The following is an 11,581-nucleotide window of genomic DNA, read 5'->3' on the forward strand; positions in this document are numbered from 1 at the left end:
CTCGGCAACATTGATAGTGTGATTACGTCAAAATCGCTTGGTACTTATACCGTCAGTATCCCTTGGTAATCACACTAATTCAGTTAGATATTTGGAAATCCTTACCCGATCCTTTTCCTGCTTGGATTGAATAAACGATTAAGTGAACTAGCTCAATCATGAGCCAGTGTGATTACGTCAAAATCGCGTGATGCTTATACCGACAGTAGCCCTTATCACACTTATTCAAATCAGGCGTAAATTGAAGCCGGTGAATTTCACTCTCAGACTTGCTCAGGTAAATCTGAGAGTGATTATCTTGCTCACTTATAATTGGAGATAAATAGCGCTTTAAAACCCCATAACTTCTGAACACTTATCCACTTAAGTATTTGCTTTCTTAACAAACTTCGCTGTCACCATCATTTCACCAACGCCATCAACCTTACAGTCAAGTTCATGGTCTTTTTTATCTAGCACTCGCCTTACCAAAGCCTTAGTACCAATCTTAATGACTTGTGAGCTGCCTTTAATTTTTAAATCTTTAATCACAGTGACTTTATCGCCATCAGCTAATAGTGTGCCGTTGGCATCTTTTACTTGAATGTCGTCCTCGGTAGCAGTCGCGTTAGGATCCCATTCGTAAGCACATTCAGGACATATTAGCTGACTTTGATCTTGATAAACATATTCAGAATTGCACTTGGGGCAAGCAGGTAAAGACATAATTAACTGTATCACTTTTTAGGCTGTGTATCATCGGCATATGATACTGTAAAAGTGAGTAGAGCGTCCTCTATATTCTTCTTTAAATCGCTATTGAATTAAGAATAGCTACCCAAAATGTTGCGGCACGACAATTGCTTAGTTATTAATCTATATTTCATCATATAAAGGATTACCTATGCTTGTTAGTCAAACTCAAGGGGTTGGCTCACCAACAATTTATAGCAGCCAGAGCCAGAATCAACCAAAAGAGGCTGAAGCAGTACAGAAAGACACTCAAGTCTCCATTAGCCAAACCGCAAACAATGCCAAACATAATTGGCAAACTATTGCCTCTAAATACAACGTTCACAATATTTCAGCGGCAGAAGCACGAACTATGTCCCGAGAACTATTCGAAGGTGGGTTTATTGGTTCAGGTCAGATGATGGCTATCGGCGCGCCGATATCAATGACTGAAAACCCACATGAAAAGACTGATTTACTTGGAGATATGAAGCGTACATTTGAAATTTCAGCAGCTAGCGGCGGGCTCAATAAAACCTCACGAGAGATTTATGCTTCGGCGATCACTACGCTTGAAAATCTCGCCAAGACACACAGAAATAATATACCAATTTGAGGGAGCAAATCTGATGCTAACTGAATTAGAAATTTCTCATTTAGAGCATAAGTAGCAAAACTTTTACATCGCCTACATGACCGTGGATACGTTGGCAGTAGCAGAATATGGTAGCGGTATTATCGACAAGATTTTCCCGTCTCAAAATAGATCACTTCATTAAGCGGATGAGTATAAGTTGATATCCATTAAATTACAGACACAAAAAAAGCAAGCCTTAGCTTGCTTTTTCTTCATCTATTAAGCGATTAAAGCTTAACGATGTTCTCAGCTTGAGGACCTTTTTGGCCATCAGTTACTGTGAATTCAACTCTCTCGCCTTCAGCAAGTGTACGGAAACCGTCACCTTTGATTGCGCTGAAGTGTGCGAACACGTCAGGGCCATTTTCTTGAGCGATGAAACCAAAACCTTTAGACTCGTTAAACCACTTAACGGTACCTGTAAGAGTGTTAGACATAATACTAATCCTGATATAAAAACAAAAACCAATGCTGCGCATTGATGAGCTATGCCCATGTGGGCGCATAGACCTAAATTTGTAGAGTGGATAAAACTTCAGGACGGTACTACTACAAGCAAACACTTATACAACAACGTAATGGAGATTTTAAAACACTGACTCAAATTCTGTCTATGAACATCATATAGGGATTCCGCCCTAAGTCAATGTATTTTTAATCATCAATATGACTTGCTAATGACAAGTATCAATATTTTTTTAGCGCCTTTTTTAACCCCCTATTTTTAAAAAAAATATTTCCCTAACTTCCAGTAAATACAAGAGATTGCAATAAAATATTCATAAAGCATCGGAGGCTTTTTTAACGCTAATTCTCGAATTAATAACACCACTTGACTTATGAGTATTAGCGCGGCCTTCATGAGCTCGGTATCACCCTTTTCCCTAGCGGTAATTAGCTGGGAGTCACAATGTGACACCAAGGTGTGTCTTAGGCAACGCTCAAAGTAATTTCAAAGCAATTGAGTTGCTCTTCCAATCAACCTTGGGGATGAAATTGTATATTAGCTCGATGAGAGATTTCCCACTTAAAGCAACTAATAACAAAGCCTTTTCCTTACATGATACGGAAATAGGTAAAGCTAGCTTATTACAATTACAGACTGGGGAACTAGGGCTACATTGGTTTTCTTAGGGTCAGATGAAAAATAGCTTTCAAAACGCTTGCTTTCGGCTAATCACAAATAAGGCCACGAGCGAAACCAAAATAAACAGTGCAGCGAGTAAAAAGGTCAGCGAAAATGCCATATTAAGTTGTGCAGAGCTTGCCACTGCCGCACTCTTTGTCTGCAGCAACAAGCTAAATACACCACCAAGTAATGAAGCTCCAGTCATTAGTCCTAAGTTTTTACATAAATTAATGAGTCCAGCTCCCATGCCCTTTTCTTTTTCGGCTACAGTCGTCATCACAAAGGTATGGTGAGCCGCTAGAAACAACTGCCTTCCGGGAGTTAGCATAAATAACGCCACAACATAGCCATAAAGTCCAAATAATGAAGGTAGGATTGCAAAGCTAATTGCCCCAATGAGGATCATCAGCAAGCCCAAAAACATAGCAAACGCGATACCAAAATGATCAACCACCTCGCCTGATGGATAACCTGCGACAGCAGCAATACAAGGTCCAATAGACACAATAAGACCAACCGTGACCGGGCTCAGCCCTAACGCATAAGTGAGATAAAAAGGCCCAACAACTAATGTCGACATTGCGATGGCGTCAACTATAAAGCTCACGATTAACGAGGTATTGCGTAGCTTGTGTTTCAGAAAAGCTAAACTCACAAGTGGAAATTGAGCACGCTTTTGGCTTTGTACAAAACAGTAGATAAAAGCCACAGAAAAGAAGAAAAATACGCTATGCAAGACAAGACTAAACGAACTACTCGATGGCATAGCCAACACATAAAATAGGCATGACACCGACAGCCACGCGCTTCCAATAACATCAAAACGCTGTAGCTCAGGTGGATTTGCGACATCATCAGGCAGAAATCTTGCTATTAAAAAGTAAGCTGCACCACTGAGCAATATCATCAACCAAAAAGTGAACTGCCATGATAACCACTCTAGCATTGCGCCACTTAGCAATGGCCCCAAAGCCGTGCCAATCGCAGCGGTAGTGCCGAGTAGCCCCATTGCAAGTCCAACTTTACGCTTTGGCATCACAACGCTTGTCAGTGCAAATACTTGAGATAATAACAGCGCAGCGCCAATGCCTTGGAACAGCCTAGCAGCAATCAGCATCCAAAGATTTACGCTCAGCCCAGCGGCAATGGAGCCTACACAAAAGACGCTGATTCCAATGCGCAGCGCCCTTTTTCGGCCTACGCTATCTCCAACAGCGCCAGCACCAAGAATAAACGCGGTAAGCGAAAGCAAATAAGCCACAACGACCCAATTCACCAATGCCTGCCCCACGCCAAATTCCTCCGCAAGTGTTGGCAATAAGACATTGATACTGCTCATGCCAAGCGTTGGCAAAATGAGTACCACAGCTAAGCTGAACAACACTCGCTTTTGTCCGGTCCCCAGAGCAGTTTTATCCTCTGTATTTACTGTACCTTCTAACATGTGTTACCACTCCTACCATTGCGCCATGCTAATAAGAGGTAACTGTACTACTTCAAGTGAACTTGAGGTCAAGCGTGATTAGGTTTGAAACTGGATTGGATTAATTGGATCAACAGCAAAGCCTTAGATAGTTTTAGCGAATCGACTGCCTGTAACTTAATGTGCTGAGCAGCAGTGATTGGATCTCCGGCACAGCACTTTGATTATTAGATCCCTAAAACCTTGTCGCTATGTTATTTATCACATTTTGAAACTGTAATTGTTGTCCAAAAACCTCTATTTTATGAATTACTTGCGCTTCAAGAACAAACACTATCCCGTGTGTTTCCTCTTTGTTGTAATTACTAAATATCGTAATTTCTTGAATAGATTTTTGTTGGACATTCTGTATTTTATAAGCGCTTGCGACCTCTTCTGAAAGTACCTGGAGCCAAGCAGGCAATTTCATTCTTGAATCGACCTCAAACAAACTCCGTACAAATTGATGTTCATGCCCAGATAAATCAACAGCAGGTACAAACTTTTGCGGATCTAGCGTTTCGTGAAGCAGTTTACTGTCTTTAAACGCCAACACTAACGTTTCAGACACATGCGAAATAGTGATTGGTGAGTCAACCTTTAACTTGACGACCTTCGATAAGATAAGCTCTTGAGCGCTAACCTGCGTGCCCCAAAGCAATAGAAAAGTTGCAAATATCATCCTTATCATGCGTTGTTCCTTTCAATTTATTTTATGTGATTGCCGCAAAGCGGTTTAGCTTTCAGAGATCTCCTTGCAAGCAACTCGCTTTTGATTGCATAAACGGCAAACAGGCTAGGCTAGAGTATAGTAATTAACTTTGCCTGAATACGAATATTGCTAGGTTAAATTTCCCCGCCATCTATTGGAAATAACTCATTATCACTCAGGTAGTTACCCTTTAGATTAAGTGGTCAAGTCAAGCCCAGTCCATTTAGAGCTGTTACTTGACTAAATAACCTAATCGCCGCGACACTATATAGTAAGAATAATTTTTCCCACCGCACGCTTAGATTCACTTCGCTGATGAGCCTGCACAACTTCTTCAAAGGGAAAAACAGAGTCTATTTTTACCCATATCTGTCCCTCACTAAGTAAGTTGGCAATATGCGCTAGCTTGCTGCGATCAGGGGCAACCCAAACTCGGTGAAATTCAACACCATAAGACAAAGCAACCTCATGCTTAATTTCATTCAGCGTAGAAACTAGCTTACCTTTAGGTTTGATGACCTTAAGTGAACGCTCCAATAAACCTTCTTCTCCGATTGCAGCAAACACTAGATCGATATTGCGCACGATTACTTCAAACTGCTCATTGCGATAATCAATACACTGATCTACACCTAATTCATATAGATACGCATGATTAGGAGCTGAAGCAGTGGCGATAACGTAAGCTCCGGCCAGCTTGGCATATTGTATTGCAAAAGCACCGACAGCACTGGACCCTCCATGAACCAACACAGTTTGTCCAGAAGAAACTTTACCTAGGTCGTGAATTGCCTGCCACGCTGTCAGAGATACCATCGGCACCCCCGCGGCTTGTTCAAAACTGATATTTTCAGGCTTTTTCACAACTAACGCGCTATCAACGATTACCTGCTCGGCATAAGCACCTGGTTGGCCAATTGGGATCATCGCCATTATTTCATCACCCACTTGAAAACCTTGATTATCACCCACAGTTTCTAGAACCACACCAGCAACATCCCAACCTGCAACAAGAGGCAAAGAAAAAAAGTTTTCCAGCATCCCTGCTCGGATCATTGTATCGACAGGGTTCACACTGGCGGCTTTAACTTGAACTCGTAGCTGACCATTTTCAGGTTTCGGAGCGCTGATTTCGATAATATTAAGTTGATCTGCTTGTCCGTATTGCTCAATGACGATGGCTTTCATCTTTTCTTTCCTATTTTAGTTTGGCTTACGCCATTATGTTCTGATATAGTCATGTCGTAAAATTGATGATTGATATATATATCATTCTATAAAGGAATGAGTTATACGTTGTATTCACAGATCAAGGTCAGAGTGTCGAAACCTCGAAATCACACTCGTTATGGAAGTTGCACTAAGAAAAATAAATGAGGGAAAATGGCTAAGCTTGATATCAACCTGCTAGTAATTTTTGACGCCATAATGGCTGAACAATCGGTTACAGCTGCAGCAGATAGACTAGCGTTGACCCAACCATCAGTGTCAAAAGCTCTTTCAAGGATGCGCTATGTCTGGAAAGACCCTCTGTTTGTTCGTGATGGTCGAGGGATCAAACCAACACCGAGAGCCGAAATACTATGGCGAGAAGTCCGTCCGGCAATTCAGACTTTAATCGAAGCGACCTCCGAACAACAATTTGCTCCTACTAGAAGCGAACGCACATTTCGTATCGCATTGACTGACGGAATGACCCGTATACTCTGGCTGCCACTACGTCAACGGATTGAGCAGCAGGCACCGAAAATCAATCTGCACGCAATGCCGTTTCGTGGTAATGGGGAATCACTGTTGCTCGATGCTAGAGTTGACTTGGTGGTGGACTACTATGAAAACCAGAACCGCAAAATTATTCGCCAGCACCTATTTGATAATCATTTTGTTTGCCTGATGAGGCCGGAACACCCACTTGCTCAATCAGCCCTGTCTCTAAAGCTATTCTCGAACTCAGATCATCTGATGGTATCCCTATCCGGCGATACGAGCAGTGTGGTCTGCTCGGCATTAGCAAAACATCACCTACAGCGGCGTATTGCAGTAACAGTCAATAGCTTTTCTGCTGCAATTGATTTGATTAAGCAAACAGATCTACTCTGTGTGCTGCCCTATCTAGTTGCACACTCAGAGATCGCTACCGGAAGTTTGGTGAGCCAACCTCTACCGCTTAATGTATCGCCAGCCCCAATTAGTATGGCATATCATATTCGTACTGAGGCAGATCCAGGTGTACACTGGTTGCGTCAACAAATAATGGAAATTACGGCAGCGATACAATCATCATCCGACCAAGTGCCATAACGCTTAAAGACTGTTCGTAAAAGTTACATACTATTCCCTTAATGTAAATTTGATACTAGACTCAAAACTGCTAACCCGTTGATCAAAAATCAGTTTGCTAAAATACATTTTCAGAAAAGATAGATAATTAGCATGATTGTTGTTTGTGGCATGTCAAACAGTGGTAAAACTTCGGTTGTTAAGCAATGAACAAGTTAAGCGCACCTAAAAAGCTGGCCATTAAACGTTGCTAAATTTACCAGCGTCTAATGTAGTTTTGTTTTTATTTGCTCTATTTTTCAACCGTCCATAGCTAAATACGGAGGTTTTATGGATTACAAAAAATTTTTACCTAGTGAAAATTTATCCTCATTTATCAATTGCTTTTGGACACTGGAAGTTGCTGCGGATAAGAGTGCTGTAAAGCAACGCATTGTTCCTGATGGCTGTATTGAGTTGGCCTTTATATTGGGTGATGACATTAAGCGCTATACTTCGGAGCATGACTACATACTGCAACCTCGCGCCATGGTGCTTGGACAAACGGTTTCGCCTTTTTATATTCAACCAACTGGAGATGTTCGCACCTTTGCAGCTAGCTTCTTTCCTTATGCCTTTTCCCACTTTATCTCGAAACCGATAAAAAACTTAAAAAATAAGGAAACTTCGATTTACGAATTATTTAAGCCCGATGAGGCCGCAAAGCTAGAAAGCGATATCATTCAAGCACAAAACACACGCCAAAGGATTGAGGTTTTAGAGGCCTTTCTCCTTCATAAGCTGAGCGACCCGCAGACAATTGAGCACATTGTAAAAACAACGGTAGATATTATCTTTGCACAAAATGGCGATATATCTATTAATGCAATCACCAAATCAAATCCCAACAAAAGACGCCAACTAGAGCGGAAGTTTTTAGACCTTGTCGGCATAAGTCCAAAACATTTAAGTAAACTTGTGCGCTTGCAAAGCGCGTTAACACTCCTCATAAATCGTGAAGACAACCTCACCAACATCGCGTACAAAAGCAATTACTATGATCAATCTCACTTTATTAAGGACTTTAAAGCGCTCACAGGGGTAAACCCGCGAGATTTTCTCAATGACGAAAGCATGGCGCTTTCACTACTTTTCTATAAATAACACTGTCGCTTTTTTACAATTGATAATTATCCACTAGAGCTACCCTAAACCTGCTATCGTTTAAGCTAAACGAGCACCTAGACACAACGCTAGTCACTCGAGGTACTGGCTAACTTAAATAAAAAATAAGGACAACGACATGCATAGCTTCGCATCAATTTTTGAAATTCCAGCAACCGACTTAACCCGCGCCGTAAAGTTCTACAGCCGCATTTTTACTGTCACGATTGAGACCATAGATATGCCTGAAATGACAATGGCACTCTTCCCGTATGAAGGGCAATCTACCATAGGTGTGATTGTTCAAGGCGAAGGTTACACTCCTTCCAGCACTGGCGTCACTCTGTATTTAAATGCGGGTGAAGACTTACAGCAAGTGCTATCAAAAGTAGAAGAAAGCGGTGGGAAAATACTGACCCCCAAAACCCCACATGCAGACGAAAGCGGTTTTTTCGCGTTATTTTTAGATACAGAAGGCAATCGCTTGGGTCTGCACTCACCAAAGTGAACATAAGGATAAATTATCCGGAAATCTGTGCTTAAATTTCTGTGAAAATTACCACGGGTGTCGTAGATATCCCCGCATAAGCGCCATTGAGCACCTCGGGGGAGGCGAGATGATTTTCACTGTGGCCGCGTGCTGTGGTGACGAGATTGTATGTTGTCATTTCCATCTCGCCAGATTGTACGACATAAAATACCTATTAATATGAATCCATAATTCACAGCAGAATAATAACGGTGACATTTAGAGTAGGTGATTGAATCAACTAAAGAACTCGGCTAAGGTTGGCACAACAATGGAAAATATATTGAAAACGAGTAACTCTACAGACTCGTGATGATTTCTAGCGAAACAGGAAGGTGAGATGTCGATTTCATTTGAGACTTCAAGATTAGTCATAGCAGAAGTTGAAGATGATCTCTCTTCTTCGGCTCGCACATCACTACTTGAGCAAATCCCTAAGATACTTACTCCTTCAGTGGTCCAGAGCCTTCCTCCTTATTTTCATGACATCAACTCTATCCAAGCAGCTGAAATCTGGATCGAGAGAATGTTATCGGATAGCCGTTTACTTCAAGTAAGGTCAGAAACTCAGGAGCTAATTGGGTTTTTATTCGTATATGTAGAAAATGAACGAGAAGCTCATATCGGATATTTAATAGCTGAAAAGTACTGGGGGAAAGGGCTCGCAACTGAATTACTTAAAGGCTTCATCGAAGCGGCCTTATTGTCAGAGTCTTGGGTGAAACTCATTGGGGGTGTGGATAGTTCAAATACAGCATCGTCTAATTTACTAAAAAAGTTAGGCTTTGAAGAGCAAATAGGTAGCGACAGCAACGTCCTTTTCTTTGAATATACGCTCCACAGACCACCACCATAACAAGAAACTATAGCGTCAGTAACTATTCATATGAACTGACATCTCAGACAAAGCTTGATGAGTTGTTAAAACAAGTAACCCCATTTAGCTCAAAACATATTAAAAATATATTAAATCGGTCCGATTATGATGCTTTGAACGGTCATCTAGCAGAATTCAGGGATTTTGCGAACAAATATACGGATAGAGTCTGCGTATTAATTCAGTTAAGATAGTCACTGACTTTTCTATATTAGCTTTTGGTTCATTCCTTGAACTTTGCAATCAGAAAAGCAAATTTAAAGCGGGGTTAAAGGCGGTTACATGCCTTGTTTTTTACTTTAATGCTGGAGTTTATGCAGTCTTAAGGCTGCCTACTGATGAAACGCTCAGCACGCGCAAAGAGCTTGTCACACTTATCTTTCTGCTCGCTATATTCGACTGAATCTTCCGTAAGAGTATCAAGCACTTCTTTTGCTTGACGATATTCACCTACCACTTGTTCAAGTTTACCTTCAAAATCCTCTTTCCGTGTTTTTTTACTACTTTGTCTTCTTGGCCTAGCCATATCTCACTTCTCTTTAAATCAAAGTCCCAATAATTTTCTTCGCTCTCGTTCAGACAGAATATCTTCGATTTTTCTTCTTACAACGTGAATATTATTTGACTTACTTTTATCAAGAGCCATATCTTCGCCATTCTTTGTTTTCAACTGTTTTTTCAATTTAAAACCCTACCTCTCAAAACAAAATAATATGAACAAAAAACGCATAAAAATCCCTATCGATGTGAGTTAAATCGCACATCAATTAAATGGAGTTTTATGAAATTATGGTGTTAATATTGAAATGGACTTTCACTTTGAGAGATGGATATTGACTGGAAGCCCTCTCCAGTCAATTCGCTACTTATACCAAAGTAACGTTAGCAGCATTTGGACCTTTAGCCCCTTCTCAACATCAAAAGCTACTTTTTGATCTTCATTCAGTGTTTTAAAGCCTTCGCTTACAATTGATTTAAAGTGAACAAAAACATCTGGACTACCATTTTCAGGTGTAATAAAGCCAAAACCTTTTAACTCATTAAACCATTTTACTGAACCTAAAATCTTGTTAGACATATATACCTCGATATATTAAAAATATTAGTTACTAAGTATGTAATAAAGGAAAAGATATCGCAGAGCATATATGACGAACTGGTTCGAAAGGAAACTGAGAAGAACTTGAACTAAATGTTACATTAATAGGTAACTTATTGAGTCACCCACGATACACGAAATATAACTAATAGATATAATTTTCTTTTTTATTTTATTTATTCAATAAAATCAACAGCAAAACCCTTAGCATTACACTTCGACTATAGGTGCTTACTACACCTCACTCAAATACTGAATCATCCATCCTGAGCGATTCTCTTCTTTAAAATCACAACTGGTTAAACGATATTGAACGAAGTTATCTGTTAAGCAGTGGGTGTCGTGGATATCGCCGGCTTTGAGCATGTTTGATCCTCGGGATACAAGATGGGTTTCGCCGCTTGCTTATTGTGATGGGTGTCAGTTATTTTCCTTTGTAACCCTTGCAAACGGCTTCACCGTAAAAATCGTAGAAGATCTTACAAGCAACGTATTCCCCCTCCATCACACCCGAAAAACATAAGCCGATATGCAATGTGCCGACAGGATGTCGGCCAAGTCTTGTCAGGCACTGGGACGTGCCTTACAAGACGGTTGCACTATATCGGCTTAGGGTTTGAGGATTGAGTGTGATGCTGGGGCGAAGTTTTCTTGGTTCGCTCGATCGCGTCGTTTAAAAAGAATGAACAAGAAGCGCAAGGATTCGCTTTGATATCAGCCAAGGAGGGGATTTCTCCAATAACTCGAGAGTATGTGTAAAGTCAGCCTGTCCTCCTGACAGGTTTCGACGCCCATCCATGGGCTACGACATACTTTTCTTTGATGCCCAAAGAAAAGTATGCAAAGAAAGGGCACTCCCGACATCACACTGACTCCTCAAGTAAATCGCCAATATGAACGTCACCGCTGTGTAAGGGCCATCCTTGGCCCTGTCACCGCTTTTCACGCATCCATGCGTTGAAATGACTCATTGGCACTTTACTTTCGGGTGTGATGAGGGAG

At 41.0% G+C, this 11,581-nt stretch carries 13 protein-coding genes; 5 read left to right on the plus strand and 8 right to left on the minus strand.

The genetic code is table 11. The annotated features are described in order from the left end of the window. Positions 1-363 precede the first annotated feature (363 nt). Positions 364-705, minus strand: coding sequence for a zinc ribbon domain-containing protein YjdM (locus DRB05_RS00340; RefSeq protein WP_017217750.1), 342 nt, complete (start codon positions 703-705; stop codon positions 364-366). 178 nt (positions 706-883) lie between these two features. On the opposite strand from DRB05_RS00340, the gene DRB05_RS00345 reads away from it, so the two are divergent. After that, entirely contained in the window at positions 884-1,327 is a 444-nt protein-coding gene (locus tag DRB05_RS00345) for a hypothetical protein (protein WP_128725187.1), read from the plus strand. Positions 1,328-1,575: 248 nt separating this feature from the next. Here the strand turns inward: DRB05_RS00345 and DRB05_RS00350 are convergent, their stop codons facing one another. The 4 genes from DRB05_RS00350 to DRB05_RS00365 form a co-directional block, all read right to left on the minus strand. After that, the gene (locus DRB05_RS00350; RefSeq protein WP_010603820.1) at positions 1,576-1,785 is read right to left on the minus strand and encodes a cold shock domain-containing protein; all 210 of its coding nucleotides are present in this window, start codon (positions 1,783-1,785) and stop codon (positions 1,576-1,578) included. Between the two features lie 717 nt (positions 1,786-2,502). Continuing rightward, on the minus strand, positions 2,503-3,921 hold the full coding sequence (locus DRB05_RS00355; RefSeq protein ID WP_128725188.1) for an MFS transporter: 1,419 nt from the start codon (positions 3,919-3,921) through the stop codon (positions 2,503-2,505). Positions 3,922-4,135: 214 nt separating this feature from the next. Beyond that, positions 4,136-4,630, minus strand: a complete 495-nt coding sequence (locus DRB05_RS00360; RefSeq protein WP_128725189.1) for a hypothetical protein — start codon at positions 4,628-4,630, stop codon at positions 4,136-4,138. A gap of 285 nt (positions 4,631-4,915) precedes the next feature. Beyond that, the gene (locus DRB05_RS00365) at positions 4,916-5,839 is read right to left on the minus strand and encodes an NADP-dependent oxidoreductase (protein WP_128725190.1); all 924 of its coding nucleotides are present in this window, start codon (positions 5,837-5,839) and stop codon (positions 4,916-4,918) included. Positions 5,840-6,034: 195 nt separating this feature from the next. On the opposite strand from DRB05_RS00365, the gene DRB05_RS00370 reads away from it, so the two are divergent. The 4 genes from DRB05_RS00370 to DRB05_RS00385 all read left to right on the plus strand — a co-directional run bounded on the left by DRB05_RS00370 (position 6,035) and on the right by DRB05_RS00385 (position 9,459). Further along, positions 6,035-6,952, plus strand: coding sequence for a LysR family transcriptional regulator (locus DRB05_RS00370; RefSeq protein WP_128725191.1), 918 nt, complete (start codon positions 6,035-6,037; stop codon positions 6,950-6,952). 309 nt (positions 6,953-7,261) lie between these two features. Then, positions 7,262-8,074: a response regulator transcription factor gene (locus tag DRB05_RS00375; protein ID WP_128725192.1), complete on the plus strand. Its 813-nt coding sequence runs from the start codon at positions 7,262-7,264 to the stop codon at positions 8,072-8,074. Between the two features lie 139 nt (positions 8,075-8,213). Then, entirely contained in the window at positions 8,214-8,582 is a 369-nt protein-coding gene (locus DRB05_RS00380) for a VOC family protein (RefSeq protein ID WP_128725193.1), read from the plus strand. A 361-nt stretch (positions 8,583-8,943) separates the two neighbouring features. Beyond that, positions 8,944-9,459 carry a GNAT family N-acetyltransferase gene (locus DRB05_RS00385; RefSeq protein WP_128725194.1) on the plus strand — a complete coding sequence of 172 codons (516 nt, stop codon included), beginning with the start codon at positions 8,944-8,946 and terminating at the stop codon, positions 9,457-9,459. A 343-nt stretch (positions 9,460-9,802) separates the two neighbouring features. Here the strand turns inward: DRB05_RS00385 and DRB05_RS00390 are convergent, their stop codons facing one another. The 3 genes from DRB05_RS00390 to DRB05_RS23065 form a co-directional block, all read right to left on the minus strand. Next, positions 9,803-10,006 carry a hypothetical protein gene (locus DRB05_RS00390; protein ID WP_128725195.1) on the minus strand — a complete coding sequence of 68 codons (204 nt, stop codon included), beginning with the start codon at positions 10,004-10,006 and terminating at the stop codon, positions 9,803-9,805. Between the two features lie 336 nt (positions 10,007-10,342). Next, on the minus strand, positions 10,343-10,558 hold the full coding sequence (locus tag DRB05_RS00395) for a cold-shock protein (protein ID WP_162499747.1): 216 nt from the start codon (positions 10,556-10,558) through the stop codon (positions 10,343-10,345). Between the two features lie 255 nt (positions 10,559-10,813). Further along, a complete protein-coding gene (locus DRB05_RS23065; protein WP_275669068.1) occupies positions 10,814-10,945 on the minus strand; it encodes a hypothetical protein in 132 nt (43 codons plus the stop codon). Positions 10,946-11,581 lie beyond the last annotated feature (636 nt).

The organism is Pseudoalteromonas sp. A757 (assembly GCF_004103285.1).
GTDB classification, from domain to species: domain Bacteria; phylum Pseudomonadota; class Gammaproteobacteria; order Enterobacterales; family Alteromonadaceae; genus Pseudoalteromonas; species Pseudoalteromonas galatheae.

Bases quoted from the DNA above. Each gene is read 5' to 3' on its own strand.
- DRB05_RS00365 (WP_128725190.1), bottom strand. From the start codon at position 5,839: ATGAAAGCCATCGTCATTGAGCAATACGGACAAGCAGATCAACTTAAT.
- DRB05_RS00360 (WP_128725189.1), bottom strand. From the start codon at position 4,630: ATGATAAGGATGATATTTGCAACTTTTCTATTGCTTTGGGGCACGCAG.
- DRB05_RS00375 (WP_128725192.1), top strand. From the start codon at position 7,262: ATGGATTACAAAAAATTTTTACCTAGTGAAAATTTATCCTCATTTATC.
- DRB05_RS00385 (WP_128725194.1), top strand. From the start codon at position 8,944: ATGTCGATTTCATTTGAGACTTCAAGATTAGTCATAGCAGAAGTTGAA.
- DRB05_RS23065 (WP_275669068.1), bottom strand. From the start codon at position 10,945: ATGCTCAAAGCCGGCGATATCCACGACACCCACTGCTTAACAGATAAC.
- DRB05_RS00370 (WP_128725191.1), top strand. From the start codon at position 6,035: ATGGCTAAGCTTGATATCAACCTGCTAGTAATTTTTGACGCCATAATG.
- DRB05_RS00340 (WP_017217750.1), bottom strand. From the start codon at position 705: ATGTCTTTACCTGCTTGCCCCAAGTGCAATTCTGAATATGTTTATCAA.
- DRB05_RS00350 (WP_010603820.1), bottom strand. From the start codon at position 1,785: ATGTCTAACACTCTTACAGGTACCGTTAAGTGGTTTAACGAGTCTAAA.
- DRB05_RS00355 (WP_128725188.1), bottom strand. From the start codon at position 3,921: ATGTTAGAAGGTACAGTAAATACAGAGGATAAAACTGCTCTGGGGACC.
- DRB05_RS00380 (WP_128725193.1), top strand. From the start codon at position 8,214: ATGCATAGCTTCGCATCAATTTTTGAAATTCCAGCAACCGACTTAACC.
- DRB05_RS00390 (WP_128725195.1), bottom strand. From the start codon at position 10,006: ATGGCTAGGCCAAGAAGACAAAGTAGTAAAAAAACACGGAAAGAGGAT.
- DRB05_RS00395 (WP_162499747.1), bottom strand. From the start codon at position 10,558: ATGTCTAACAAGATTTTAGGTTCAGTAAAATGGTTTAATGAGTTAAAA.
- DRB05_RS00345 (WP_128725187.1), top strand. From the start codon at position 884: ATGCTTGTTAGTCAAACTCAAGGGGTTGGCTCACCAACAATTTATAGC.